At 46.8% G+C, this 25,866-nt stretch carries 27 protein-coding genes and 1 tRNA gene; 1 reads left to right on the top strand and 27 read right to left on the bottom strand.

What is annotated here, in order from left to right; genetic code table 11:
* The 3 genes from AOB49_RS04340 to AOB49_RS04330 are packed head-to-tail and all read right to left on the bottom strand — an operon-like array spanning nt 1 to nt 2,860.
* Nucleotides 1–660 carry a SprT family zinc-dependent metalloprotease gene (locus AOB49_RS04340; protein ID WP_062308435.1) on the bottom strand — a complete coding sequence of 220 codons (660 nt, stop codon included), beginning with the start codon at nt 658–660 and terminating at the stop codon, nt 1–3.
* 58 nt (nt 661–718) lie between these two features.
* On the bottom strand, nt 719–1,696 hold the full coding sequence (locus AOB49_RS04335) for a Bug family tripartite tricarboxylate transporter substrate binding protein (protein ID WP_407070228.1): 978 nt from the start codon (nt 1,694–1,696) through the stop codon (nt 719–721).
* A gap of 42 nt (nt 1,697–1,738) precedes the next feature.
* Complete coding sequence (locus AOB49_RS04330) at nt 1,739–2,860, bottom strand: NADH:flavin oxidoreductase/NADH oxidase (RefSeq protein ID WP_062308432.1); 1,122 nt, start codon at nt 2,858–2,860, stop codon at nt 1,739–1,741.
* Nucleotides 2,861–3,023: 163 nt separating this feature from the next.
* Here AOB49_RS04330 and AOB49_RS04325 point away from each other — a divergent pair, with 163 nt between their 5' ends.
* Nucleotides 3,024–4,544: a CoA-acylating methylmalonate-semialdehyde dehydrogenase gene (locus AOB49_RS04325; protein ID WP_062308429.1), complete on the top strand. Its 1,521-nt coding sequence runs from the start codon at nt 3,024–3,026 to the stop codon at nt 4,542–4,544.
* A gap of 81 nt (nt 4,545–4,625) precedes the next feature.
* Here AOB49_RS04325 and AOB49_RS04320 read toward each other — a convergent pair whose 3' ends face one another.
* From AOB49_RS04320 to AOB49_RS04205, 24 genes are all read right to left on the bottom strand, one after another.
* Complete coding sequence (locus tag AOB49_RS04320; RefSeq protein WP_062308427.1) at nt 4,626–5,291, bottom strand: amino acid ABC transporter permease; 666 nt, start codon at nt 5,289–5,291, stop codon at nt 4,626–4,628.
* Nucleotides 5,288–6,022, bottom strand: coding sequence for an amino acid ABC transporter ATP-binding protein (locus AOB49_RS04315; RefSeq protein ID WP_062308424.1), 735 nt, complete (start codon nt 6,020–6,022; stop codon nt 5,288–5,290). Before AOB49_RS04315 ends, AOB49_RS04320 begins: the two co-directional genes overlap by 4 nt.
* 46 nt (nt 6,023–6,068) lie before the next feature.
* Nucleotides 6,069–6,722, bottom strand: coding sequence for an amino acid ABC transporter permease (locus AOB49_RS04310; protein WP_062308422.1), 654 nt, complete (start codon nt 6,720–6,722; stop codon nt 6,069–6,071).
* A 45-nt stretch (nt 6,723–6,767) separates the two neighbouring features.
* Complete coding sequence (locus AOB49_RS04305; RefSeq protein WP_082784052.1) at nt 6,768–7,520, bottom strand: transporter substrate-binding domain-containing protein; 753 nt, start codon at nt 7,518–7,520, stop codon at nt 6,768–6,770.
* Between the two features lie 91 nt (nt 7,521–7,611).
* Nucleotides 7,612–8,142 carry a DUF1178 family protein gene (locus AOB49_RS04300; RefSeq protein ID WP_062308419.1) on the bottom strand — a complete coding sequence of 177 codons (531 nt, stop codon included), beginning with the start codon at nt 8,140–8,142 and terminating at the stop codon, nt 7,612–7,614.
* Between the two features lie 53 nt (nt 8,143–8,195).
* The gene (locus AOB49_RS04295; protein WP_062308418.1) at nt 8,196–8,795 is read right to left on the bottom strand and encodes an NUDIX domain-containing protein; all 600 of its coding nucleotides are present in this window, start codon (nt 8,793–8,795) and stop codon (nt 8,196–8,198) included.
* 114 nt (nt 8,796–8,909) lie between these two features.
* Nucleotides 8,910–10,415 carry an NADH-quinone oxidoreductase subunit NuoN gene (nuoN, locus tag AOB49_RS04290; RefSeq protein WP_062308415.1) on the bottom strand — a complete coding sequence of 502 codons (1,506 nt, stop codon included), beginning with the start codon at nt 10,413–10,415 and terminating at the stop codon, nt 8,910–8,912.
* Nucleotides 10,416–10,425: 10 nt separating this feature from the next.
* The gene (locus tag AOB49_RS04285; RefSeq protein ID WP_062308413.1) at nt 10,426–11,892 is read right to left on the bottom strand and encodes an NADH-quinone oxidoreductase subunit M; all 1,467 of its coding nucleotides are present in this window, start codon (nt 11,890–11,892) and stop codon (nt 10,426–10,428) included.
* Between the two features lie 24 nt (nt 11,893–11,916).
* Complete coding sequence (nuoL, locus tag AOB49_RS04280) at nt 11,917–13,977, bottom strand: NADH-quinone oxidoreductase subunit L (RefSeq protein WP_062308410.1); 2,061 nt, start codon at nt 13,975–13,977, stop codon at nt 11,917–11,919.
* 2 nt (nt 13,978–13,979) lie between these two features.
* Nucleotides 13,980–14,288 (bottom strand): NADH-quinone oxidoreductase subunit NuoK, encoded by a 309-nt coding sequence (gene nuoK, locus AOB49_RS04275; RefSeq protein ID WP_062308407.1) that lies wholly within the window; start codon nt 14,286–14,288, stop codon nt 13,980–13,982.
* A complete protein-coding gene (locus tag AOB49_RS04270) occupies nt 14,285–14,932 on the bottom strand; it encodes an NADH-quinone oxidoreductase subunit J (RefSeq protein WP_062308404.1) in 648 nt (215 codons plus the stop codon). The genes nuoK and AOB49_RS04270 overlap by 4 nt, the downstream gene beginning before the upstream one ends.
* 21 nt (nt 14,933–14,953) lie before the next feature.
* Nucleotides 14,954–15,445, bottom strand: coding sequence for an NADH-quinone oxidoreductase subunit NuoI (gene nuoI / locus AOB49_RS04265; RefSeq protein ID WP_062308402.1), 492 nt, complete (start codon nt 15,443–15,445; stop codon nt 14,954–14,956).
* Nucleotides 15,446–15,456: 11 nt separating this feature from the next.
* Nucleotides 15,457–16,530, bottom strand: a complete 1,074-nt coding sequence (gene nuoH / locus AOB49_RS04260; RefSeq protein WP_062308399.1) for an NADH-quinone oxidoreductase subunit NuoH — start codon at nt 16,528–16,530, stop codon at nt 15,457–15,459.
* Between the two features lie 8 nt (nt 16,531–16,538).
* On the bottom strand, nt 16,539–18,848 hold the full coding sequence (gene nuoG / locus AOB49_RS04255; RefSeq protein WP_062308396.1) for an NADH-quinone oxidoreductase subunit NuoG: 2,310 nt from the start codon (nt 18,846–18,848) through the stop codon (nt 16,539–16,541).
* 31 nt (nt 18,849–18,879) lie between these two features.
* Nucleotides 18,880–20,178, bottom strand: a complete 1,299-nt coding sequence (gene nuoF, locus AOB49_RS04250) for an NADH-quinone oxidoreductase subunit NuoF (RefSeq protein ID WP_062308393.1) — start codon at nt 20,176–20,178, stop codon at nt 18,880–18,882.
* Nucleotides 20,175–20,681, bottom strand: a complete 507-nt coding sequence (gene nuoE / locus AOB49_RS04245) for an NADH-quinone oxidoreductase subunit NuoE (RefSeq protein ID WP_062308389.1) — start codon at nt 20,679–20,681, stop codon at nt 20,175–20,177. The genes nuoF and nuoE overlap by 4 nt, the downstream gene beginning before the upstream one ends.
* A 23-nt stretch (nt 20,682–20,704) precedes the next feature.
* Nucleotides 20,705–21,958 carry an NADH-quinone oxidoreductase subunit D gene (locus AOB49_RS04240; RefSeq protein ID WP_062308387.1) on the bottom strand — a complete coding sequence of 418 codons (1,254 nt, stop codon included), beginning with the start codon at nt 21,956–21,958 and terminating at the stop codon, nt 20,705–20,707.
* 3 nt (nt 21,959–21,961) lie between these two features.
* Entirely contained in the window at nt 21,962–22,561 is a 600-nt protein-coding gene (locus AOB49_RS04235) for an NADH-quinone oxidoreductase subunit C (protein WP_062308385.1), read from the bottom strand.
* A gap of 3 nt (nt 22,562–22,564) precedes the next feature.
* Entirely contained in the window at nt 22,565–23,047 is a 483-nt protein-coding gene (locus AOB49_RS04230; RefSeq protein ID WP_011902891.1) for a NuoB/complex I 20 kDa subunit family protein, read from the bottom strand.
* Between the two features lie 5 nt (nt 23,048–23,052).
* Complete coding sequence (locus tag AOB49_RS04225) at nt 23,053–23,412, bottom strand: NADH-quinone oxidoreductase subunit A (protein WP_011902892.1); 360 nt, start codon at nt 23,410–23,412, stop codon at nt 23,053–23,055.
* 109 nt (nt 23,413–23,521) lie between these two features.
* A tRNA-Leu gene (locus AOB49_RS04220) sits at nt 23,522–23,606 on the bottom strand.
* A gap of 83 nt (nt 23,607–23,689) precedes the next feature.
* Nucleotides 23,690–24,037, bottom strand: coding sequence for a preprotein translocase subunit SecG (gene secG, locus AOB49_RS04215; RefSeq protein ID WP_062308383.1), 348 nt, complete (start codon nt 24,035–24,037; stop codon nt 23,690–23,692).
* Nucleotides 24,038–24,059: 22 nt separating this feature from the next.
* Nucleotides 24,060–24,818, bottom strand: coding sequence for a triose-phosphate isomerase (gene tpiA / locus AOB49_RS04210; protein ID WP_062308380.1), 759 nt, complete (start codon nt 24,816–24,818; stop codon nt 24,060–24,062).
* Between the two features lie 17 nt (nt 24,819–24,835).
* The gene (locus AOB49_RS04205) at nt 24,836–25,834 is read right to left on the bottom strand and encodes an NAD(P)H-quinone oxidoreductase (RefSeq protein WP_062308379.1); all 999 of its coding nucleotides are present in this window, start codon (nt 25,832–25,834) and stop codon (nt 24,836–24,838) included.
* Nucleotides 25,835–25,866 lie beyond the last annotated feature (32 nt).

The raw sequence follows: 25,866 nt of genomic DNA, 5'->3' as shown, positions 1-25,866 counted from the left end.
CTAACTGATTGCCCGACGAATTTCATCCGGCTTTGACTTAGAACCCGCGACCGATTCAGTATCGTGTTCAGAAGTATTCTCGATCGTCTCAATCACCGCTTCCTGCATGCGAATATTGTCTTTGGGGCAGATTGGAGCACCATAGGTTGCCCACTTCTTCAATAGAGTAACTTCGTAACCGCACTGACCACACTTTGCTTTATTGCGACTGGCATTACTTGGCCTGGGAGGCGGAAATACAATCGCTTGATGTGGATAAGGCCCAAGTTCTTGACTAATCATCATTAAGCGAACCATCAATTCTTCGGTGGCGTGAGCCATTCTAGCTGGACCCTCTAAACCAACGGTCTGGGCAATCCCCTTAAAGTCCTCGCCATGACCACTAAAGCAATCATCTACCGCATGGCAAAGCTCATGCACTAAGGTATCCAAAAGCTGGACTGGATCATCTAGTTTTGGTGAAATGAAGATCTCATTAACCCCCCCGCCAGAGCGCTCGCGGGGCCAGCACTGACCCAAGGTCGTCCTTGGGCTACTAGAGGCCGGAAATCCACAAGAAACTCTTACTGGCGGAATGGCATAGCCAGCTTTTGAAAATACGGGCTCCAAATGTCTTACGGCATCCTCTAGCCAGGCTTCTCTAACGGTATGTTGCTTCATCTATGATTCATTCAATTCTGTATTAATAGGGTGCCACTTTACACCTGAGCCTAAGCGCTTAATCAAGAGTGATATTGGCAGACTTAATCGACTTATGCCAGTATGGCAACTCCTTCTTTAGAAGCGCGTCCATCGCAGTCGGAGTAAGGTAGCGCAACTCTACACCAGCAGCATCCGACCGCTCTTTTATCTCAGGCAAAGCTAAACTCTTTTTTACTGAGTCCGTCAGTTTCGCAATTACCGGCGCTGGTGTTCCGGCAGGGGCATACAAAGCTACCCAAGACTCTAACTGAAAGGAGGGTAACCCCGCCTCTGCGGTCGTTGGGACATTGGGCATCCCTGGATGACGATTTTTACCGGTCACCGCTAAACCCTTGAGTTTTCCACTTTGCACATGCTGCATAACTGAAGGTGGAGTAGTAATAAATACTTGAACCTGACCAGCTAAGACATCTTGAACGGCGGGTCCAGATCCCTTGTAAGGGACGTGAACAATATCTACACCAGTGTTCTGTTTAAAGATTTCAGTACCAATATGCGACACCGATCCATTACCCTGCGAGGCGTAGTTAAGTTTGCCTGGATTTGCTTTAGCGTAGGCTATGAATTCTTTCAAGTTATTGACTGGTACAGATGGGTGTACGGCGATCACATTGGTAGAAACCGTAAGCAATGCAATAGGAGAAAAATCTTTAATCGGATCCCATGGCAGTTTATCCATGAGAGCGGGATTGCCTACGTGATAGCCAGAATAAGAAATCAACAAGGTATAGCCGTCTGGTTTTGCCTTAGCTACATATTGATAAGCGGTATTCCCACTAGCACCAGGTTTGTTATCCACAATCACGGGCTGGCCAATGACCCGCGTCAGTGGCTCGCTTAATAAACGCGCTGAAGTGTCTACCAAGCCACCGGGAGGATTTGGGACTACAAGCGTAATCGGTCGATCGGGAAATGATTGAGCTTGCGCAATACCGAGACCACAAACCAGGGTAGCAAACGCCAAAACACGACGACTTAATTTGATACGCTTCATATTCATCTCCTTCAATTTCATCCGATTATTAAGTGTTCTAAATTACCGCTGCCCTACTTTGGCGTCACCAAAAATAGACTGAGCCTCACGCGGTAAGCATCGCCAGTAGCGCTGATTGGATGGAACCGTAGCACCCAAGGCAGCGGCAGCCTCCCAACCCCATCGCGGCTTATACAAAAACGCGCGGGCAAGAGCAATCAGATCCGCATCCCCTGCCTGCAATATATCTTCCGCCTGCTGAGGCTCAGTAATAAGCCCGACAGTCATAGTTGGAATACCTGACTTATCTTTCACAATCTTCGCAAATGGCACTTGATAATTTGGTCCAATCGCAATCTTTTGCAATGGAGAAATTCCGCCCGAAGAGATATGCACAAAATCACATCCAATAGGCTTTAATTGACATGCGAAATCTGCGGTTTCCTCGGGGGTCCACCCCCCTTCAATCCAGTCACTCGCAGAAATCCGGATTCCTAAGACTCCCTGATATGCCGCACGTACCGCCTTAAATAATTCCAATGGAAAACGGATGCGGTTCTCATGGGAGCCGCCATATTCATCAGTACGTTGATTGGCAATTGGCGAGAGAAATTGGTGCAAAAGATATCCGTGAGCGCCATGCAACTCAATTCCATCAATGCCAATACGCTGCGCCCGCTGTGCGGAGGCTACAAAAGCGGCAATGAGGTCCTTTAACTCATCTTGAGAAAGTTCGTGCGGCAAACGCTCACCTGCCAATTGAGGAATGGCTGATGGCGCCAGCGTCTCCCATCCACCCTGCTCAACTGATAGTAATTGGCCACCCTCCCATGGGGTTGCGCTAGAAGCTTTACGTCCAGCATGAGCCAATTGAATAAATACCGGAGTAGCCGGGGCCAGTTTGCGGGCTCTACTTAACTTATCCTGAAGGGCCGCTTCCGTGCGGTCATCCCACAAGCCCAAACAGGCAGGCGTGATACGCCCCTCTGGAGTAACGCCTGTGGCTTCAATAATAAAAAGACCTGCTCCACTATTGAGTAAATTTGCCCAATGCATGAGGTGCCAATCTTGCGCCTCTCCATTCACTGCGGAATATTGGCACATTGGCGCTACGACCAAGCGATTTGCCAGAGTTAATGGCCCACTAGGGGATCCCAGGGTGAAATTTGAGAACAATAGACTCATATTAAGACCTTATGAATGCCCTAATCCAGGGCAAAAACAGCGTAAAAGTGGCTAAAGCGATAGAATAACCAAAGTAGGATAAACGAGACCATAAAGTAGTGTTGGCAACCGTCAAAACGTCCTAATTTAACCAAAAACCACTCAAATTTATTAAGCAAATACTATGAGCGCACCGCAAGCTTTTGAATCAAAAGAAGATATCGGCCACTTTGTTGGCGGAAAAGTCCTCAACCCTAAGGAGGGTCGCTTTGCTGACGTCTATAACCCAGCTAAAGGGGTAGTCGCACGTCGCGTTGCTCTGGCCAGCCGTAAAGAGGTTGATGACGTTGTGGCAGTTGCTCAGACTGCCTTTGAGAGCTGGAGCCAAACCTCCCCACTGCGCCGCGCTCGAATCCTGTTTAAGTATCTCGAACTCCTCAACGCTAACCGCGATGAACTAGCCGCCATCATTACAGCTGAGCACGGCAAGGTATTTACAGATGCTCAGGGCGAAGTCGTGCGAGGGATTGAGATTGTGGAATATGCCACTGGCATTCCTGAACTCCTTAAGGGGGAATATACCGAGCAAGTCTCAACGGACATCGATAACTGGGTCATGCGCCAACCATTAGGCGTTGTTGCCGGCATTACTCCGTTTAACTTCCCGGTCATGGTTCCCATGTGGATGTTCCCAATGGCCATTGCTTGCGGCAACACCTTCGTACTCAAACCAAGCCCTACAGACCCTTCAGCATCGCTGTTTATGGCCAAGCTATTAAAAGAAGCTGGCTTACCAGATGGCGTATTTAACGTAGTGCAAGGCGATAAAGAAGCAGTCGACGCCCTAATTGAAAATCCTGATGTAAAGGCAGTCAGTTTTGTGGGATCAACCCCAATTGCTAACTACATCTACGAGCGTTGTGCCCACTTTGGCAAGCGTGCCCAGGCATTGGGTGGCGCCAAAAACCACATGGTTGTCATGCCAGATGCGGATATTGATAAAACTATCGATGCCCTCATTGGCGCAGCCTATGGATCGGCTGGTGAGCGCTGCATGGCCATCTCAGTTGCCGTTCTAGTGGGCGATGTTGCCGACAAGATCATGCCAAAACTGATTGAGCGCACTAAAACCTTAAAAGTGAAAAACGGTATGGAGTTGGATGCCGAAATGGGCCCAATTGTGACTAAAGCTGCCTTAGAGCGCATCACTGGCTATATTGAGAGCGGTGTTGCTTCAGGAGCCAAGCTACTGGTTGATGGTCGCGGTCTGAAAGTACCAGGCAATGAAAATGGTTTCTTTATTGGAGGCACCCTCTTTGATAACGTGACCCCAGAGATGAAGATTTATCTCGAAGAGATCTTTGGCCCCGTTCTCTCATGCTTGCGTGTTGCCAACTTTACAGAGGCTTTAAATCTAGTGAACTCCTGCGAATTTGGTAACGGCGTTGCCTGCTTTACCAGCGACGGCAATATTGCTCGTGAATTCGCGCGTCGCGTTCAAGTTGGCATGGTTGGTATTAACGTACCTATTCCAGTGCCAATGGCGTGGCATGGCTTTGGCGGCTGGAAGAAATCCCTCTTTGGCGATATGCACGCATACGGCAAAGAAGGTGTGCGCTTCTATACCAAACAAAAGAGCGTGATGCAGCGCTGGCCTGAAAGCATAGCTAAAGGCGCTGAATTTGTGATGCCAACATCAAAGTGATATCAACCATCAGTGAGAGCTGATAAAACAAATAGCGATCTTCTGATCGCTATTTTTTTGAGCGCTAAATAAGATTACCCGTCACACTGGAATGAAATAACGCCGCTCAATCGCCCTAGCGAATAAAACAATCGCAGAGACTAAGGCTAAATAAATCAAGGCCGCCAAGAGGTAAGCTTTGAAGAATTGGAAATTGGTTGCCGCTAACTCCTGCACTCTGGCAAAAAATTCTGTGTACTGAATTAAAAACGCAATAGAACTATCTTTGAGGTTTGCAATCACCTGATTTGTTAAAGCAGGAATAGACAGGCGCATCACCTGCGGTAAGGTAATGTACCGAAAGATTTGTAAGGGGTTAAAGCCTTGGGCTCTAGCAGCCTCTAGTTGAGATTTATCCAATCCATTAAAGGCGGTCTTGAGATAAGCTGCGTTATAGGCTGCGACATTAAATGTAAAACCAATGAACGCTACTGTGAAAGGTGAAAGACGTACGCCCCATGATGGCAAGCCGTAATACATCAGGAAGAGCAAAACAATTAAGGGCATTCCAATGAAAAAGGAAATGTAGGCGTTAGTAGTATTGCGCACAATATGACTTTTACTCAGAGTCAGATAGAACACAACGATACCTAGCAATAAACCTGAAATACTGATCAGACCAGCCAGCTGGACAGTCTTTAGCAATCCCGCCAGGATTAGCGGCATCTGCTCTAGCAGATCTCGGGTAAAGGAGGTCCAGCCACTCATGAGAATTTTTCTTCTCCGCCAAAAAATGCCTGGATTTCTGGATCAGAATCTTTACTGAGAACATCTATGCGATCATCCGCGCGAATCACGCCGCGATCAAGAAACATCACTGTATCAGCAATATTGCGGGCCAAACTCAGATCATGCGTTACACAAATCATCGAAGTCCCTTCCCTATGCAGGCGATTAATCAAGTCACCCACATCTCTGGACATTACAGGATCAAGTGCCGAGGTAGGCTCATCCAAAACTAATACTGCGGGATCCATGGCTAGCGCACGAGCAATTGCTACCCTTTGCTTTTGGCCGCCAGAAAGCTGGGATGGATATTTATCTTGATGGGCCGTCATATCAAAATGGGAGAGTTCGTGAAGCGCCCTCTCCTTTGCCTCTACTTTTCCCATACCATGCAATTTACGCAGGCCAAGAGAGACATTATCCAAAACATTTAAATGGCTATATAAAGCAAATTGCTGAAACACAAAACCAATCTGCTTGCGTAGTTGCTTCACATCAACACCAGGACCAAGAACTTCTTGACCCCTAAAGACAATTGATCCGGATGTTGGCTCTACCAGGCGATTTAGGCAACGCAATAAAGTGGATTTTCCAGAACCAGAAGCGCCCATCAAGACTCGAACATCACCCTCTTTCAAATCTAAATTGATATTGGAAAGAACAGTTTGCCCGTCAAAATTTTTGACTAAATCCCTGACCTGAATTAACGCCATATTTTTACCTCACCCACTATCCCATTGAGTATTGCGTTTAAGAGTTTCATATAGGAGTCATTCCTGGAATTTGATAACGCTTACTAATGCACTGAACAGTAAACAGACAGATGCGATAAATCGCAAAATAGAGAATGCCAACCGCTAAATAGACCTCAACACCGCGCAGGGTCGTTGCAGTTAAATTCATGGCCTGTTTTGTAATCTCAGGAATGCCAACGGTATAAGCGAATGGGGAATACTTTAGTATGGATGTGAATTCATTAACCATTCCGGGAACCGAGAAACGCAACATCTGAGGTAACTCAATATATCTAAGCACCTGTATACGAGTCATCCCCATTGCCTGCGCAGCCAGAACCTCAGCAGGATCCACAGAATTAAACGCCCCACGAAATACCTCGGCTAAATAAGCCGAAGCAACCAGACCTAAACTCAAGGCCATTGCCATTAACGGAGGAACCTTAAATCCAATACCAGGCAAACCAAAGTAAACCGTAAACAAAAGAACTAGAACCGGCACACCACGAAATACATAGGTATACCAATCCACCAATGGTGTTAATAGAGGTAACCCGAGTCTTCGTAAGCTAGCTAAGCCAAGCCCAACCAATAGACCTGTTACAGAGCAAACTAAGGTTACAAGAAGCGTGTAAGAAACCCCCTGTGCCAACTGAGTGAGAATGTCTAAAAAGGTCACAGAGAGACTCTCAACGACGCTTCAAGATGAAAAGAAATTGCCTTCTTACTTCATCCACTTATCTAGAATTGCCTTAATTTTCTCAGGCCCCAGTTCGTTCAAGTAGCGATCAAAGTCATCGCGCAACTTAGAGCCTTTTGCAAACGCAAAACCCAATTTATCAAACCCATTAAATACGTAACTACTTTGAATCGGCAGCTTAAGTTTATTTTCATAATTGAGGAGCACGGGCTCTTCAATAAATGCCAAGTCTAAGTTTCCATTTTGTAAATCAGTGACGACTTCGGCATAAGAAGGGTAGAGCTTTACCTTGCTTAACGAGTAGTAACCTTTAGGCTCTAGCTCATTTTTGATCAGATCATCGTAGGCCATTCCACGTGGATAACCAATAGAGTATTTCTTGAGCTGAGCTAAATCAGTAATTTGAATATTCTTATTCTTCATGCTGACTAAATGCCAAGCATTGTCATAGTAAGGCTGAGAGAAATCCATCGCCTCTTTACGTTTATCGGTAATTGAAATTCCTGAAAAAGCGACATCAGCTTGACCGCTGGAGACGGCTCCGAGCATTCCAGCCCAATCATATGGAGTGACCTTAATCGTGCAACCGCGAGACTGACAGAACCCCTGGAAGATATCCATATCCACACCAACAATTTGCCCCTTATCGTCAAATAACATGGGGGGTGATGCAGGAGAAACTGCAACCTTAATTTCTTTAGACTCTGGGGACTTGGAGCAAGCCAAGATGGTCAGCGCTAGAACTGCGGCAAACATTGCCAGAAAAAAGCGTTTCATGGGTATTACTCCTATCCGATATGCTGGGTTCAAGCTACGCGGAAATCGCGCTCTACTGCTTGCCAAGTATAGGGGATTTAGAGAGAAAGAATTACTGCAGGGTATTTTTAAGGGCTGGAAGCAGTGGCATTGCCATCACCTCAATACCCTCTTCACGCAGAGCTTCAGCCTCATCCAAAGTGGTTTGGCCACGGATACTCCTCTCGGGAGATTCTTTATAGTGAATCTTACGGGCCTCTTCAGCAAAAGAGTCGCCAACATCCTCAGAACGGCTCATCAATTCGCGCATACCTTTCAAAAAGGCTGCCTGAACTTGGGCTTCCAATTGAGAATGGTCGCTGCCTGTTAGAGCAACAACGTCGCCGCTTAAGGCCCCGCCAACAGCATTACCATCAGCGCCGCCAGGAACAGTTAGCTCGGATGAGGCTGCAGCCGCTTTATCCCCTTTATTGGAGGAAGATTTAGCAATATGGGGGGCCGATGGCATCCGGGTGATTTCTGTGCTGTCGCAAATTGGGCAGGCAAGCATACCCTTGTCTTGCTGAGCAAGACAATCCTCTTCAGAGGCAAACCACCCCTCAAAGCGATGGTCTAGTGGGCAGGCGAGGTTATAAACTTTCATAAGGCCTATATAGGGGCAAAACTGATAAATTCAATACCGCTATTTTAATAGGATTATGAGAGAGGTATAGGACTGACGAGCCCGCGACGATAGCGATCTAGCCAATAGGTCGCAATAGTGGTTTTTACATCAGTAATCTCGCCCCGCTCCACCCATTCCATCAGCTGCTCTAAGGGGGCGGCAAATACATCCAAGAACTCCTCATCATCTAGGTGATTTTTACCCGGCACCAAACCCTCAGCAAGATAGATATCAATAAATTCAGTGGAATACGAAATGACAGGATGGATGCGACGAATAAAGGTCCACTTTCTGGCGGAATAGCCTGTCTCTTCCTCAAGCTCACGCTGAGCACAGCTCAGATGATCTTCTTTGGGATCTAACTTCCCTGCAGGAATCTCAATGCAAGCCTTTGCAATAGGATAGCGATACTGACGCTCCATCAGCACCCTGCCATCGTCCAAAATCGCCAAAATAGCCACTGCTCCAGGGTGAGTGAGATACTCCCGTACGGCCTGCTTGCCATCCGGAAGTTTGACCTGATCTCGCTTCATATTGAGGAAAATACCACCATAGATATCCTCACCTGATAGTCGCTCCTCGCGTAAATGAAGATCGCCAGCCGGAAGATCGTTAAAACATTTTTCAGTCATCTCATTTACTCTCAATGGGGTTTAGTCAAGCTATTGGGCCATCATACAAAAAACAAATGACACAAAAGAAAAGGGCTCCGATCAAGGAGCCCTTTCACCACCAAGCTTCTGGTCTTATGACCCCAATAATGTGCGTCGCATTGCATCTAAGCAAATAGACATCAATCCAGCAGGGAAGACCCCCACAGCAATCACCAATACCGCATTCAAACTGAGGAGGCCGCGCGCAAAGCCAGAGCCAGTCACCTCAGAGGCATGCTCAGCTTTTGGCTCATCAAAGTACATGACTTTAACCACTCGAAGGTAGTAGAAGGCACCAATCAAAGAGGCGATCACGGCAATGATAGCCAGGAAAGTATGCTCAGCATCTACTAAAGCCTCCAATACACCCAGCTTTGCTGCAAAACCGACTGTTGGAGGAATGCCCGCCAAAGAGAACATCATCACAAGACCTATGAAGGCAAACCACGGATGACGTTTATTTAAACCCTTCAAGTCTTCCAAGGTTTCACAGTCATGCCCTTTGCGAGATAGCATCATCAAGAGACCGAAACTACCCAAGGTTGTCAAAACATAAGTTACCGCATAGAACATAGAGGCACTGAAGGCGTGGTCATCAAACACTGACAACATACCCAGCAATACGAAACCCATCTGAGCAATTGCAGAGTAAGCCAACATACGCTTGAAATTGGTTTGAGCAATCGCAGTAATGTTACCCACTAGCAAAGACAAAACAGCAAGCAAGACCAACATCGGCTGCCAATCACCTAAGAGTGGCAATAGCGTATTAACCAATAGGCGGAATAGCAGGGCAAATGCAGCCAACTTAGGCGCAGCCGCAATCATCAATGTCACCGCGGTAGGAGCGCCTTGATAAACGTCAGGCACCCACATATGGAAAGGAACAACACCCAACTTAAATGCCAGGCCGGCAACAATAAATACCAAACCAAAAGCCATTACCAAATGATTTACTCGTGGATCAGCAACCGTTCTAAAGATTTCGATTAAATCGAGTGAGCCTGTAACGCCGTACAACATCGACATGCCGTATAGCAAGAAACCTGATGCCAATGCGCCCAAAATAAAGTACTTGATAGCAGCCTCTACACTCTTTTCACTACTGTGACGCATTGCCACCAAAGCGTAAGTCGGGAGCGCCATCAATTCAAGACCCAAATACAAGGTCAATAGATTAGATCCGGAGATCAGAACGCACTGACCCAATAAGGCGAGCAGTGCTAAAACAATAAAGTCCGGACGGAACAGCGCTCGATCTATGAGGTATTGCTTAGAGTAAACCAAACTCACTAATACGGCCCCGCATGAACATGCTTTGAGAAGATTGGAGAAGGGGTCGGACTGGAATAAACCATTCATAGCAACCAGGGATACATCACCCATGCGACCCAAGAATACAAAGATCAAATACACCAACAAAATAATAGAGAAAAAATAGACAAAACCAACACCACGCGGTGTATGGAAAATGTCCTGCTCTACCCCAGGACTAGCCAATTGGCGCTCAGGTACATAAACACTCGCCACCAATAAGAGACAGGTGGCAACAAGTAAAACAAGTTCCGGCAGGATGGCGTATAGGTCGAATGCTTGCATTAGCTTTTACTCAGAGTTTGCTGACAGCAACATGCTGCAGCAGATTAATTACGGCTGGATGAATAATGTCAGTAAAAGGCTTTGGATAGACGCCCATACCGATAACGCAGATAGACAACACAGTCATCATGAAATACTCACGCGCATTGAGATCCTTTAAGGCGGCAACATGTTCATTTCCTACCGCGCCAAAGAACACACGCTTGACCATCCACAGGGAATAAGCAGCGCCCAGAATTAATGCAGTCGCTGCCAAGACACCAATCACAAAGTCATAATCAACGGCAGCTAAGATCACCATGAACTCACCAACGAATCCAGAGGTTGCAGGCAGTCCACAGTTGGCCATCGCCATCAATACTGCGAACGCTGTGAAGGCAGGCATACGATGAACCACACCCCCGTAATCAGCAATTTGACGGGTGTGCATCCGGTCATAGAGCACACCAATAGATAGGAACATGGCACCTGCAACAAAGCCGTGAGAAATCATTTGCACAATACCGCCCTCAATACCCAAAGGGCTAAAGAGGAAAAAGCCTAAAGTCACAAAACCCATGTGAGCAACAGATGAGTAAGCAACCAGCTTCTTCATATCCTTCTGAACAAGAGCAACTGCACCCACGTAGATCACCGCAACTAAGGACAGGAAGATCACGAATGGGCCAAGGTACTGGCTTGCATCTGGTGCAATTGGCAATGAGAAACGAAGGAAGCCATAAGCGCCGAGCTTCAACATGATGGCAGCCAGAACTACAGAGCCACCTGTCGGTGCTTCCACATGAACGTCAGGCAACCAGGTATGCAGCGGCCACATTGGAACCTTCACAGCAAAAGCCATGAAGAATGCAAAGAATAATAAGATTTGCTCAACAATATCCAAGCGAGCGTTATGCCAAGCCAAGATGTCAAAGGTATTTGTTGCGTTATACAAATACAGCATCGCAACCAAAGTCAGTAAGGAGCCGAGCAAGGTATACAGGAAGAATTTGAAGGCGGCATAAATGCGGTTATGACCACCCCAAACACCAATGATGATGTACATCGGGATCAAGGTTGCCTCAAAGAATACATAAAACAACAAGGCATCTAACGCTGCAAATACGCCAATCATTAATCCCGAGAGAATCATGAACGAAGCCATGTACTGGGATACCTTGGTCTCAATTACTTCCCAAGCTGCAATCACAACAAAAATATTAATGAATGCAGTCAGCACGATGAACCATACTGAGATGCCATCTATACCCAGGTGATAATTAATATCGTAACGAGGAATCCAGCTAATTTTCTCGACAAACTGCATGCCAGGATTGGCAATATCAAACTGAATTACCAAAGGCAATGTTGCAATAAAGCCCAAGATTGCGCCTATGAGGGCAAGCCAGCGAACCCCGGCAGAAGGCTTCTCCGAACCGTAAAACAAAATAATGATGCCGAAGAAAATCGGGATCCAAATGGCGTAAGAAAGAATCATGATGGCTACTTAAGTAACAAAGGCCTAGCGAACAAAAGGCAGGTAAGCGTACAAAACCCAAGCCAACAATACCGCCAAGCCCGCAATCATCGCAAAGGCATAGTGATAGAGATAACCGGATTGCAAATGACGAATTACAGCGGAGAAGCGCCCTACTGCATGAGCACTTCCATTAACAACAAAACCATCGATTGCCTGCTGATCACCGCGATGCCATAAGACACCACCAATCCATAGCAAACCTTTAGCAAACACGGCCTGATTCAAATCATCGAGATAGTATTTGTTATCCAAAAGTTTCTTGAGTGGTGCAAGCGCTTGCGCAAACTGACCTGGCAATTTCGGCGCCCAGAGATAACCAATTGCAGCAGCCAGAACACCTAGCACCACCAACAGCAATACTGGCGAAGTAAACGAATGAATCGCCATAGCAATTGGACCATGGAACTCTTGAGCAAGCTCCTTCATCGCTGGGTGCTTACCGATATCTACAAAGATTGAATCGCCAAAATAGGTGCCAAATAACAAAGGCGTAATTGTGTAATAACCGATGATGACTGAAGGAATTGCCAGCAGGATCAATGGTAAGGTCACAACAAATGGTGACTCATGTGGTTTTTCACCAGGAGCTAAACCATGGTGCGCATGGTCATCGCCCTGCTCTGCATGATCATGGTGGTGATCGTGCGCATGAGCATCACCATGACCCCAGCGGGCTTTGCCATGGAACACATAGAAATATAAACGGAATGAGTACAAGGCGGTTACAAAGACGCTGGCCATAACTGCAAAATAAGCAAATCCGGATCCAGGAATATGGCTAGCCGCCACCGCTTCAATGATGGAATCTTTTGAATAAAAGCCAGAGAAGAATGGTGTGCCGATCAAAGCTAGATTACCGAGCAACATCATCAAGCAAGTAATAGGCATGTATTTCCACAGGCCACCCATCTTGCGCATATCTTGTTCGTGATGCATACCCAAAATCACACTACCAGCAGCAAGGAATAAAAGCGCCTTAAAGAAAGCGTGTGTCATCAAATGGAAGATTGCCACTGGATAAGCTGAAACTCCAAGCGCTACAGTCATGTAACCCAACTGTGACAAAGTGGAATAAGCAACCACCCTCTTAATATCGTTTTGGACAATTCCTAAAAAGCCCATAAAGAGCGCAGTGATTGAGCCGATTACCAAAATAAAGCTCAAAGCAGCATCCGACAACTCAAACAATGGGGACATGCGGGACACCATGAAAATACCAGCAGTAACCATCGTTGCAGCATGAATCAATGCGGAAATCGGTGTTGGGCCTTCCATTGAGTCTGGCAACCAAACGTGGAGCGGGAACTGAGCAGATTTACCCATAGCGCCAATAAAGAGACAGATACAAGCCACTGTTAACAAATTCCAACTTGTACCTGGCAGCGTTTGGGCGGCCAAAGCATTGTTCTGCGCAAAGATCACGTCATAGTTCATAGAACCAGTGCTTGCTAGCAAGATGCCGATACCGAGGATGAAGCCAAAGTCACCAACGCGGTTCACTAAAAAAGCCTTCATGTTGGCAAATACTGCTGATTGACGTTCAAAGTAAAAACCAATCAACAGATAAGAGACAACACCAACCGCCTCCCAACCGAAGAAGAGCTGCAATAGATTGTTACTCATCACCAACATCAACATAGCAAAGGTAAAGAGCGAGATGTATGAGAAGAAGCGGTTATAGCCCTCTTCGCCCTGCATATAGCCAATTGTGTAGATATGCACCATTAAGGAAACGAAGGTCACCACGCACATCATGGTTGCAGTAAGTGGATCAATCAAAAAGCCAATATCCAGATTGAGTTCGCCTAATTGCATCCAACGATAAACCGTGCCGTTGAAATAAAAGCCATCCATTACCTGCACTAATACAAAGCATGACAATACAAAAGCAATCATCACACCGAGAATGGTCACGAACTGACAAGCTCCTTGGCCAATACGATTACCGCCTAATTTTGTTCCAAAGAAGCCAGCAATCGCAGAGCCGAATAATGGCGCGAGCGGAATTGCACAAAGAACAGGAAGAGTTAAGGTTAATTGCATGACTAGCCTTTTAGGTGGTCAAGGTCTTCAGCATTGATGGTGTCAACCTTACGGAAGAGCACTACCAGAATTGCCAAACCAATAGCCGCTTCAGCGGCAGCCACAGTCAAAATAAAGAATACGAATACTTGACCAGCCATGTCGCCCAAATAATGGGAAAAGGCTACAAAATTCATGTTCACCGAAAGCAACATTAGCTCAATGGCCATCAACAGCACAATGACGTTCTTACGGTTTAAGAAAATCCCAATGACGCTAGTTGCAAATAAGATTGCACCAAGCACTAAATAGTGGGCAAGAGTAATAGTCATTTCTTCTCCCCACGAGTATCTTGCTTTGCAGCCATATCTGAACCCATTTTTACAATGCGCATACGATCGGCAGCATTGACATTGACCTGCTCATGAATATTTTGGGATTTGGCATCTTTGCGGTTACGCAGGGTTAATGCTACGGCAGCAATAATTGCCACCAACAAGATGACGCCGGCAACCTCGAAAGCATAAACATAGTCAACGAAGATCAACATGCCCAAAGCCTGAGTATTGCTAGCCATCATCTCCTCTGGCATTGGCTGAACTGGTGAGCTGGTGCCGATAAAGCTACGAATCAATACGATCGATAGTTCGAGCACAATCACCGCACCCATCAAGAAAGCAACCGGTAGGAATTTTTTGAAATCACGACGTAAGTGCTCTAAATCAAGGTCTAACATCATGACAACGAATAAGAAGAGCACCATCACGGCGCCGACATAAACCAAGATCAGCGCCAAACTCAAGAACTCTGCCTTGAGAAGCATCCATAGGCCAGAGGCACAAAAGAAAGCCAACACAAGGAACAGTGCTGCATGCACAGGATTGCGCGCAGTGATCACGCGTACCGCTGAAATCACCAACAGACCAGCGAAAGCGTAAAAGAATGCTGCGAAAAGTGTAGATGTATCGAATGTCATATGTTCTTGTGCTCTATTCGATTAACGGTAAGGCGCATCAACTGCGCGGTTAGCGGCAATATCTTTTTCATACTTATCACCTACTGCCAAAAGCATTTCTTTGGTGAAATACAAATCACCGCGCTTGTCACCGAAATACTCAAAAATATTGGTTTCAACAATCGCATCTACAGGGCAAGCCTCTTCGCAAAATCCGCAGAAAATACATTTTGTTAAATCAATGTCATAACGGCTGGTCCGACGCGTACCATCGTCACGCTCAGCCGTCTCAATGGTGATTGCGTAAGCCGGGCATACCGCCTCGCATAACTTACAGCCGATACAGCGTTCTTCCCCGTTTTCATAGCGACGCAGTGCATGCAGGCCACGGAAACGTGGTGATAGAGGAGTCTTCTCTTCTGGATATTGAACAGTGATTTTGGGCTTAAAGAGATAACGACCAGTAATAGACATACCAGTCAAAATATCTTTGAGCATTAAGCTATCGAGGAATTGGGAAATTTTCTTAAACATGATTGATCAACTTATTTCCAAATATTCCATGGGGAAACCACCCACGCGCCAACGACAACCACCCAAAATACAGAGATGGGAATAAAGATCTTCCAACCCAAGCGCATGATCTGGTCATAACGATAGCGCGGCAATGTAGCACGCAACCAAATCACGCAAGACAAGAGGAAGAAGGTTTTGGCGAATAACCAGAAGAAACCTGGAATATCACGCAAAATCGGTAAATCAACGATAGGCAACCAGCCACCTAGGAACATGGTTGAAGCCAAGGCCGCAATGAGAATCATGTTGGCGTACTCAGCCAAAAAGAACATCGCAAAGGCCATACCAGAGTATTCAACCATATGGCCAGCAACAATCTCAGACTCGCCCTCCACCACGTCAAATGGGTGACGATTCGTTTCAGCAACGCCGGAGATGAAGTAAATCAAGAACATTGGAAGCAATGGCAACCAATTCCAAGAGAGGAAGTTCAAGCCGATGCTAGCAAAATAGCCCTGCTCCTGCGAGGCAACAATCGTACTTAGGTTCAATGAACCAGAAGTGAGCAATACCGTTACGAGCGCGAAGCCCATAGCAATTTCATAGGAAATCATTTGGGCTGATGCACGCATAGCGCCAAGGAATGGGTACTTGGAGTTAGATGACCAACCTGCCAAGATCACACCATAAACACCAATTGATGAGATAGCCATTACATAGAGCAATCCAGCATTCACATCCGCCAAGACCATCTTTGCCTGGAATGGAATCACAGCCCAAGCAGCAAATGCTGGCATGATCACCATGACTGGAGCAATGACATAAAGAACCTTACTTGCCTGTGCTGGGGAAATAATCTCCTTCATCAACAACTTCAAGGCGTCCGCAATTGGCTGCAACAACCCCAAGGGACCAACACGATTTGGGCCAAGACGAATATGCATCCAACCAATGAGCTTACGCTCCCAAAGGGTGAGATATGCAACTGCACCAAACATCGGCAATACGATGATCACGATACGGATTAAAGCCCAGACCGCCGGCCACAGAGACCCGAAGATCGCTTCGCCCTGAGTAGTAATGAGGTTCAAGAAATTATCCATCTCGTCCCTTATGCCTTGCTAATAGTTATAGGACCAAACATCGATCCCAATTTTGCGCTTGCCGCAGTTCCCGCAGAAATTCTGACGGTACCGTCAGCTAAATTCGACTCTAATAACGCAGGCAAGTCGATTGATTGGCCGCCCTGAGTTACTCGAACTACATCGCCCTCTTTTAGCCCTAACTCGGCATAGAGCTTTTGACCAAGACCCGCTTGATTGCCACGCTTAGCGTCACGGGTCAATTGCAAAGCAGGTGAGCGACGCACAATCTGATCGCCACCATAAATATTGACATCGGATAAACGCTCCAAGCCGCTAGTAACCGGCGCAGTAGTTATGCTTGCTGAACATTGATTGTTCAAAAGCTTGCAATAGTCTTCTGGCAAAGCCTCGCCCAAAACCTCTTCAGGCATATTGAATAGGAAACCATCCAGATTTAATAGACCGCCTAATACACGCAATACTTTCCATGCTGGGCGCGAGTCGCCAAGGGGCTTAACCGATGGTTGAATAGTTTGAGTTCTACCTTCTGCGTTTACAAAAGTAGAAACGGTTTCTGTATAGCTTGCAATTGGAAGAATGACATCAGCAAGTTCAAGAATATCTGCGCTCTGATATGCGCTCAAGGCAATCACGGTGCTCGCTTTAGCCAAGGCAGCACGAGCTTGCTCAGGATTTGGTAAATCTGCATCTGGCTCGATGTTCATCAAGAGAACAGCACGACGCTCGCCAGACAAGACAGAATCAACACCCACACCATTAGCATTAACCAAGCTGGCACCAACAGCATTACCACCAACCGGCAAGAAACCAAGAGTGGCGCCAGTTTGAGCGGCAATAAATTGTGCCAATGCATGCAGACTGGAAGCGGATGGATGGGCTTGCGCTGCTGAGCCAATCAATACAGCGCTGGTTGCACCGGACAGTAGGCTGTCAGCAATCGCTTGCGCTGCCGGAGAAATATTGGATACAGAAACTCCTGCGGGTAATGTGGAAGATTTGGCTTTAGCAACTGCGCCAGCCACTTCACTCAAAGCATTAACCCAAGCACTCGGAGCAACAGAAATGCTTGCGGCGGCAGGAATTAACCAATCATCGCCACCAGCATCAATACGCGACACTTGTAAACCGCGCTTAATAGCGGTACGTAAACGAGCAGCCACAAGCGGCTGATCCTTGCGCAAGAAACTTCCAATGACCAAGGCGCGATCGAGCTCGCTTAATTTGGCAATCGGCATACCCAACCATGGTGCGGGTGCCGCACCGGTGATATCCGTTTGACGCAAACGAGTTTCAACCTGTTTAGATCCTAAGCCACGAATTATTTTTTGCAGTAAATGCAATTCTTCAGTACTCGAGATCGGATGCGCTAAAGCACCAACAGAGTCAGGACCACTTTCAGAGGAGATTGTTTTTAATGAGCGGGCTACGTAATCCATTGCGGATTCCCAGTCGGTCTCAAGCCACTGACCACCCTGCTTTACCATTGGTGTTGTTACACGATCTGCACTATTGAGACCCTCATAGGCGAAACGATCACGATCACTAATCCAGCATTCGTTGATCGCCTCGTTCTCCAAAGCAACGACTCGCATCACTTTGTTTGCTTTAGTTTGAACGGTAGTGTTTGCACCAAGACTGTCATGTGGACTGACTGAACGTTTACGGCCAAGCTCCCAGGTACGAGCTGCGTAGCGGAAAGGCTTACTTGTCAATGCACCCACTGGGCAAAGATCAATCATGTTTCCAGATAATTCTGAATCAATGGTTTGACCTAAGAATGTAGTAATTTCAGAGTGCTCACCGCGATTAACCATACCCAATTCCATTACCCCAGCCACTTCTTGGCCAAAGCGTACGCAACGCGTGCAATGGATACAACGAGACATCTCTTGCATAGAGATGAGCGGGCCTACATTCTTATGGAAAACAACACGTTTCTCTTCTTCGTAGCGTGAATTTGACTTGCCATAACCAACCGCTAAATCCTGCAACTGACACTCACCACCTTGATCACAAATCGGGCAATCTAAAGGATGATTAATGAGAAGGAATTCCATCACTGAACGCTGAGCATCTACTGCTTTAGCAGAATGGGTAAACACCTTCATACCCTGCGTCACTGGTGTGGCGCAAGCTGGCAATGGTTTAGGAGCCTTCTCCACCTCCACCAAGCACATACGGCAATTGGCGGCGATAGATAATTTCTTGTGATAGCAAAAGTGAGGAATGTAAGTGCCGAGCTTGTTCGCGGCGTGCATCACCATCGAACCTTGCGGAACTTCTACTGCCTTACCATCTAATTCGATTTCAACCATGCTCACTTTAAGATGTCCCGTGCTCAATGTCTTATAAAGGTTTCGCAGAATCTAAGCAGCGCTTGTGTTCTACGTGATACGCAAATTCATCCATGTAATGCTTCAACATGCCACGAACTGGCATAGCAGCAGCATCACCCAAGGCACAAATTGTGCGACCTTGAATATTTGCCGCTACATCGTTTAACAAATCCAAATCTTCTGGGCGACCTTGGCCATGCTCAATGCGATGAACAATTCGCCACAACCAACCGGTACCCTCACGACAGGGGGTACATTGACCACATGACTCTTCATGGTAGAAATAGGACAGACGCTCTAATGCGCGCACCATGCAGCGAGTCTCGTTCATCACGATCACCGCGCCGGAACCCAGCATTGATCCAGCCTTTGCAATGCTGTCGTAATCCATCGTGAGAGTCATCATTTCGGCACCAGGAATAACTGGAGAAGAAGATCCGCCAGGAATAACTGCCTTCAACGCAACTCCATCACGCATGCCGCCAGCAAGCTTGAGCAAATCGGCAAATGGTGTACCAAGAGGAATCTCGTAGTTGCCTGGATAAGTCACATCGCCAGATATAGAGAAAATCTTAGTACCGCCATTATTGGGCTTACCTAATTCCAAATATGCTTGACCGCCAATAGCCATGATGAATGGCACAGCTGCAAAAGTTTCAGTGTTGTTGATCGTAGTTGGCTTGCCGTACAAACCAAAACTTGCTGGGAATGGCGGCTTAAAGCGTGGCTGACCCTTTTTGCCTTCAAGCGACTCCAGCAAAGCAGTTTCTTCACCACAGATATAGGCACCCCAACCTGGAGCAGCGTGCAACTGGAAGTTGAAATCACTTCCCATGATCTTGTCACCAAGATAGCCGGCAGCACGCGCTTCCTCAAGAGCCTCCTCAAAGCGAGAATAAACCTCCCAGATTTCTCCGTGGATATAGTTGTAACCTGTCGTGATGCCCATTGTGTAGGCACCAATTATCATGCCCTCAATTAAGGCATGCGGGTTGTAGCGCATGATGTCGCGGTCTTTAAAAGTACCCGGCTCACCTTCATCGCTATTACAAACTAAATATTTTTGTCCCGGGAACTGACGAGGCATAAAGCTCCATTTCAATCCCGTTGGAAAGCCTGCGCCTCCACGGCCACGCAATGACGATGCCTTTAGTTCCGCAATGATGGCATCAGGCGCAATCTTGTCATTAATGATGCGACGTAGCTGCTGATATCCGCCACGGCTTTCGTAATCTTTTAGACGCCAGTTCTCGCCATTGAGTCCCGCAAGAATTAAAGGCTTAATGTGTCTATCGTGCAAACTGGTCATGCCACTTTCCCTTCTGCACGAAGCTCGTTCAACAGAGCATCAATCTTTTCTTTACTCATAAAGCTACACATACGCTTGTTGTTCACCAACATCACTGGAGAATCGCCGCAAGCACCCATGCACTCCCCCTCTTTCAGGGTAAAAGTACCGCAGGGCGTTGTCTCGTTATAACCAATGCCGAGCGTTTCTTTTAAATAGGTAGCAGCTGTTTCACCATGAGTTAACTGACATGGCAAATTAGTGCAAATCACCAACTTATATTTACCAATCGGCTTAGTGTCATACATGTTGTAGAACGTAGCCACCTCCTCAACGGCAATCGTTGGCATTCCAAGAATTTGAGCAACGGTTTCAATGACTTCTGGTGAAACCCAGCCTACTTCGGTTTGCGCAGCAATCAAGGAGGCCATCACAGCAGACTGCTTTTGCTCTGGAGGATATTTCGCGACATTGCGCGCAATGTCTGCGAGCGTTTTATCGGATAGTTGAAGAGTTGTTGTCATGAATTAATCCTTGGCGCGCTTGATTAGCGGTCAATCTCCCCGAACACGATATCTTGGGTACCAATAATGGTTACAGCATCAGCCAACATATGGCCGCGTGACATCTCATCCATAGCGGATAAGTGTACAAATCCTGGCGCACGAATCTTCATACGATATGGCTTATTAGCACCATCAGAGATGAGGTAAATGCCAAACTCACCTTTGGGGTGCTCGACCGCAGAGTAAGCCTCGCCATCAGGAACATGAATACCTTCGGTAAAGAGTTTGAAGTGATGAATCAACTCTTCCATATTGGTTTTCATATCTACGCGTTTTGGCGGAGACACTTTGTGGTTGTCACTCATAACAGGGCCATCGTTAGCTTTGAGCCAAGCTACGCACTGCTTGATGATGCGATTGGATTGACGCATCTCTTCCATACGAACTAAATAACGATCATAAGAATCGCCATTCACGCCTACTGGAATATCAAAGTCGAGTTTGTCGTAAGTTTCGTAAGGTTGCTTTTTACGCAAGTCCCACTCTATGCCGGAACCACGCAGCATTGGACCAGTAAAACCGAGCTGCAAAGCACGCTCAGGCGAGACAACACCAATACCAACCAGGCGCTGCTTCCAAATACGGTTATCGGTTAACAGGTTGCAATATTCATCTACATTGGCATCAAAGCCACTGGAGAACTGCTCAATGAAATCAAGCAAAGTGCCGCTACGGTTTTCATTCAAACGCTTGATAGCAGAGGCGCTACGAATCTTAGACTTTGTGTACTGCGCCATTTGCGTTGGCAAATCACGGTATACGCCACCTGGGCGATAGTAAGCAGCATGCATACGAGCACCAGATACCGCTTCGTACATATCAAAAATATCTTCACGATCACGGAAGGCATATAAGAAGACCGCCATAGCGCCAACGTCTAAGCCGTGGCAACCAATCCACAACAGATGGTTTAACAAGCGTGTTAACTCATCAAACATCACGCGAATGTATTGAGCGCGAAGTGGCACATCAACTTGAAGCAATTTTTCAATTGCCATCACGTAAGCATGCTCGTTTGACATCATCGACACATAGTCCAAACGATCCATGTAAGGAACATTTTGAATCCAAGTACGCGTCTCTGCTAATTTTTCAGTAGCACGATGTAATAAGCCAATATGGGGGTCAGCACGCTGAATAACCTCGCCATCCAACTCAAGCACTAGACGCAATACGCCATGTGCCGCAGGATGCTGAGGGCCAAAATTGAGGGTGTAGTTCTTAATTTGTGCCATGACTTAAACCGGGCCTCCGTACTGCTCTTCACGCACGATACGTGGCGTGATTTCACGCGCCTCAATCGTGACAGGCTGATACACCACACGCTTTAACTCTGGGTCATAACGCATTTCTACATTGCCAGAAATGGGGAAATCTTTTCTAAATGGGTGACCAATAAAGCCATAGTCAGTCAAGATGCGGCGCAAGTCTTCATGGCCATCAAACAAGATGCCGTAAAGATCAAATGCTTCACGCTCAAACCAATTGGCCGCAGCCCATACAGGGGTAAGTGACGCAACAACCGGATATGAATCTTCAGGAGCAAATACACGTACACGCAAACGCCAATTGTGCGCCAAAGATAAGAGGTGGGTCACAACACCAAAACGCTGACCACCCCACTGCCCATCACGAAAGTCTTGATAATCCACGCCACATAAATCAATCAATTGCTCAAAAGCTAAAGATGGATCATCACGTAATAACATGGCGGATTCAAAATAGGTATCGGCACTGACAACAACGGTTACCTCACCCAAAGCGATTTCAATAGACTGCGCACGCTTACCTAAAACTTTTTCCAGATTGGCGGCGAGTTGAACTAAACGATCTGACATGCTTTAAGCCTTCCGCGCAATCGTGCTGGTGCGAGCGATCTTGGATTGCAACTGGATGATTCCATAAATCAACGCTTCTGCAGTTGGAGGACAGCCAGGCACATAAATGTCCACCGGCACGATGCGGTCACACCCGCGAACTACTGAATACGAATTATGGTAATAACCACCGCCATTGGCACATGAACCCATGGAAATTACCCAACGTGGCTCCGGCATTTGGTCATAAACCTTACGCAAAGCTGGCGCCATCTTATTGCAAAGAGTCCCAGCAACAATCATGAGATCTGACTGACGTGGGGATGGGCGGAAGACTACGCCAAAACGATCCAAATCATAGCGGGAAGCGCCAGCGTGCATCATTTCCACAGCGCAGCAAGCAAGGCCAAATGTCATTGGCCACAAAGAACCATTACGCGTCCAGTTAATTAACTGATCCGCAGTAGTAGTAACAAATCCTTCTTTAAGTACGCCTTCTAATGCCATATCGATCACTCCCAGTCGAGAGCGCCCTTTTTCCAGATGTACACAAAGCCCACGATGAACTCCAAAAGAAAAATCACCATGGAAGCGTAGCCAAACCAGCCGATATCACGCAAAGCCACACCCCATGGGAATAGGAATGCGGTTTCTAGATCAAACAAAATAAAGAGGATGGCAATTAAGTAGTAACGCACATCGAATTTCATGCGCGCATCTTCGAATGCCTCAAAACCGCACTCATATGGAGAAAGTTTTTCAGCATCTGGCTTCGAAGGAGCCAAAATCTTTCCGAGGAACATGGGGACTAAGCCAACCCCAATACCTACAAGGATAAAAAGCAGAACGGGAAAGTAATTAGCGAGATTCAAAATGGCCCTAAGTCGTTCGTCTGGTAAGTCCTAAGAAGCTACAAATTATCAATTATTCCGGTACATAAAACCTTGATTTACCGCATAAACCCCTACAAATTCTACAATTTGGTGCCGACGGCGAGACTCGAACTCGCACAGCCTAAGCCACTACCCCCTCAAGATAGCGTGTCTACCAATTTCACCACGTCGGCATCTTGTAAAACTTGTTAATTCTACTGCATTGCACCAGCAAACTACCCCAAAATGTGTGGCAGAGATGCTTTAAAGGCGACTTTTACTTTGGAACCGCTGGCTTTGTAGGATCCTGAACTGGAGCGACTGGAGTTGCTGCAGGAGCAACAACAGGGGCTACTGTGCCAGACAAAACACCGGGACTAACTTCTTTTTTATTGCCAATCCAGGTAATACCCAAGGTGCAGATAAAAAACACCGCTGCAAAAATAGCAGTTGTATGCGAAAGGAAGTTAGCTGAACCACTGGCGCCAAATAGGCTACCTGAAGACCCTGAGCCGAAAGCTGCGCCCATATCGGCACCCTTACCCTGCTGAAGCAACACTAGCAAGATCACAGCTAAAGCTGAAATTACCTGCAAAACAATCAATAAAGTCTTAAACCATTCCATGGCTTATCTCCAAATAAAAAATCTAGGCCTGACAGATAGAAAGAAAATCCTGCGGGTCTAGAGAAGCACCCCCAATCAATCCACCATCAATATCCGGCATTGCAAACAATTCAACGGCATTATCGGGCTTGACACTACCGCCATACAAAATTCCCACATGGGATGCTACATCTTCATCAAACTCAGCCAGCTGCAAACGAATTGCGCGGTGCATGTCCTGCGCAATCTGGGCGCTAGCCACCTTACCCGTGCCAATAGCCCAAACTGGCTCATAAGCAATCAGGCAATCGGCCAAGCGATCCTGAAGCACCATCACCTGCTTTGAGATCTGACCACGCACAACTTCTGTTGCACGACCAGAATTTCGCTCATCAGCAGACTCTCCAACGCAAATTACTGGCGTCATACCGCTATCTAAAACCTGCAGAGCCTTCTCGGCAATTTGCTCATCGGTCTCGTGATGGTATTGACGTCTCTCAGAATGCCCAACAATCACATAGGTGCAACCTAACTCTTTCAGCATCGATGCTGCCACTTCGCCGGTATAGGCGCCGGAAACATGCGCTGAAGCATCCTGCGCGCCCCAACTTAAAAAAGCGAGAGAACAATCTTCAATCAACTTACCGCACTGAGCTAAATAAGGGGTTGGAACACACACGGCAAACTTTCGTCCCGCAGGCATACCCTGCTCCATTCCTCGGCAAACGGTCTTAACCCAGCCTGCATTACCAGCAAGACTGCCGTTCATTTTCCAATTGCCAATAACCGTGAGTGGACGCATTAAATCAAATTCAATAATTAAACAGTTAACACAATCTTGCCAACATGCTCAGACGACTCCATTAGTCGATGAGCATCTGCAGCCTGATCTAAAGTAAATGTTTTATAAATCACCGGCCTTAATTTGCCGGCATCGAGCAACGGCCAAATATGAGCATGTAATTGCTGTGTAATCTGCTTTTTGAAAGAAACTGGGCGAGGACGCAAAGTTGAGCCAGTAATAGTCAAGCGACGACGCAAAATTTGATTGGTACTGACCTCTGCCTTTGACCCGCCTTGGATTGCAATAATCACAATGCGTCCATCATCAGCCAAGCAGTCAATTTCTTTTTGCACATAGGAGCCAGTAACCATATCTAAGATGACGTTAACGCCTTTGCCATCAGTAGCCTTCTTCACCTCTTCTACAAAATCTTGTGTCTTGTAGTTAATAGCTAGGTCAGCGCCTAAAGCAACACAGGCAGCACACTTCTCATCAGTGCCGGCAGTCACAAATACTTTATGACCCAAAGCTTTTGCAATCAAAATGGCAGTCACACCAATACCGCTAGAGCCACCTTGTACCAATAAAGTCTCGCCCTCAGATAATTCACCGCGCATGAAGACATTGCTCCATACGGTATAGAAGGTTTCCGGCAATGAAGCCGCTTCTTGATCGGTAAACCCCTTTGGGTAAGGCAAACATTGCGCTATCGGAGCGGTACACAATTCCGCGTAACCACCCCCTTGTACAAGCGCACAAATCTTATCGCCAACTTTGAGACCAAAGAGATTGTCGGCATGCGTTAAATCGCCACCAATAATTTCACCAGCAACCTCAAGGCCGGGAATATCAGATGCGCCCGCAGGAACTGGGTAATGGCCTTTACGTTGTAATACGTCTGGGCGATTAATGCCCGCAGCAATCACCTTGATCAAAATCTCGCCCGTTCCAGCAGCAGGAGCTACCGGATCAGGACGAGTGGCGACCACCAACATTTCTGGTGCGCCAAATTCTTTAATCTCCATTACGCGCATATGAACTCCACTCGCTAACTCAGTGTCTTAAT

The sequence above is a fragment of the Polynucleobacter sinensis genome (assembly GCF_001595985.1).
In the GTDB taxonomy this organism is placed as follows: domain Bacteria; phylum Pseudomonadota; class Gammaproteobacteria; order Burkholderiales; family Burkholderiaceae; genus Polynucleobacter; species Polynucleobacter sinensis.
This window is presented reverse-complemented; position numbering and strand designations above follow the sequence as displayed.

Bases quoted from the DNA above. Each gene is read 5' to 3' on its own strand.
- AOB49_RS04235 (WP_062308385.1), bottom strand. From the start codon at position 22,561: ATGTCAGATCGTTTAGTTCAACTCGCCGCCAATCTGGAAAAAGTTTTA.
- AOB49_RS04285 (WP_062308413.1), bottom strand. From the start codon at position 11,892: ATGATTCTTTCTTACGCCATTTGGATCCCGATTTTCTTCGGCATCATT.
- nuoG (WP_062308396.1), bottom strand. From the start codon at position 18,848: ATGGTTGAAATCGAATTAGATGGTAAGGCAGTAGAAGTTCCGCAAGGT.
- AOB49_RS04335 (WP_407070228.1), bottom strand. From the start codon at position 1,696: ATGAAGCGTATCAAATTAAGTCGTCGTGTTTTGGCGTTTGCTACCCTG.
- nuoF (WP_062308393.1), bottom strand. From the start codon at position 20,178: ATGACCAGTTTGCACGATAGACACATTAAGCCTTTAATTCTTGCGGGA.
- AOB49_RS04205 (WP_062308379.1), bottom strand. From the start codon at position 25,834: ATGCGCGTAATGGAGATTAAAGAATTTGGCGCACCAGAAATGTTGGTG.
- AOB49_RS04270 (WP_062308404.1), bottom strand. From the start codon at position 14,932: ATGACATTCGATACATCTACACTTTTCGCAGCATTCTTTTACGCTTTC.
- AOB49_RS04325 (WP_062308429.1), top strand. From the start codon at position 3,024: ATGAGCGCACCGCAAGCTTTTGAATCAAAAGAAGATATCGGCCACTTT.
- AOB49_RS04300 (WP_062308419.1), bottom strand. From the start codon at position 8,142: ATGAAAGTTTATAACCTCGCCTGCCCACTAGACCATCGCTTTGAGGGG.
- AOB49_RS04330 (WP_062308432.1), bottom strand. From the start codon at position 2,860: ATGAGTCTATTGTTCTCAAATTTCACCCTGGGATCCCCTAGTGGGCCA.
- AOB49_RS04230 (WP_011902891.1), bottom strand. From the start codon at position 23,047: ATGGCATTAGAAGGCGTACTTAAAGAAGGATTTGTTACTACTACTGCG.
- AOB49_RS04315 (WP_062308424.1), bottom strand. From the start codon at position 6,022: ATGGCGTTAATTCAGGTCAGGGATTTAGTCAAAAATTTTGACGGGCAA.
- AOB49_RS04295 (WP_062308418.1), bottom strand. From the start codon at position 8,795: ATGACTGAAAAATGTTTTAACGATCTTCCGGCTGGCGATCTTCATTTA.
- nuoN (WP_062308415.1), bottom strand. From the start codon at position 10,415: ATGCAAGCATTCGACCTATACGCCATCCTGCCGGAACTTGTTTTACTT.
- nuoH (WP_062308399.1), bottom strand. From the start codon at position 16,530: ATGGATAATTTCTTGAACCTCATTACTACTCAGGGCGAAGCGATCTTC.
- nuoI (WP_062308402.1), bottom strand. From the start codon at position 15,445: ATGTTTAAGAAAATTTCCCAATTCCTCGATAGCTTAATGCTCAAAGAT.
- nuoK (WP_062308407.1), bottom strand. From the start codon at position 14,288: ATGACTATTACTCTTGCCCACTATTTAGTGCTTGGTGCAATCTTATTT.
- AOB49_RS04320 (WP_062308427.1), bottom strand. From the start codon at position 5,291: ATGAGTGGCTGGACCTCCTTTACCCGAGATCTGCTAGAGCAGATGCCG.
- secG (WP_062308383.1), bottom strand. From the start codon at position 24,037: ATGGAATGGTTTAAGACTTTATTGATTGTTTTGCAGGTAATTTCAGCT.
- nuoE (WP_062308389.1), bottom strand. From the start codon at position 20,681: ATGACAACAACTCTTCAACTATCCGATAAAACGCTCGCAGACATTGCG.
- AOB49_RS04340 (WP_062308435.1), bottom strand. From the start codon at position 660: ATGAAGCAACATACCGTTAGAGAAGCCTGGCTAGAGGATGCCGTAAGA.
- nuoL (WP_062308410.1), bottom strand. From the start codon at position 13,977: ATGCAATTAACCTTAACTCTTCCTGTTCTTTGTGCAATTCCGCTCGCG.
- AOB49_RS04240 (WP_062308387.1), bottom strand. From the start codon at position 21,958: ATGGCACAAATTAAGAACTACACCCTCAATTTTGGCCCTCAGCATCCT.
- tpiA (WP_062308380.1), bottom strand. From the start codon at position 24,818: ATGCGTCCACTCACGGTTATTGGCAATTGGAAAATGAACGGCAGTCTT.
- AOB49_RS04305 (WP_082784052.1), bottom strand. From the start codon at position 7,520: ATGAAACGCTTTTTTCTGGCAATGTTTGCCGCAGTTCTAGCGCTGACC.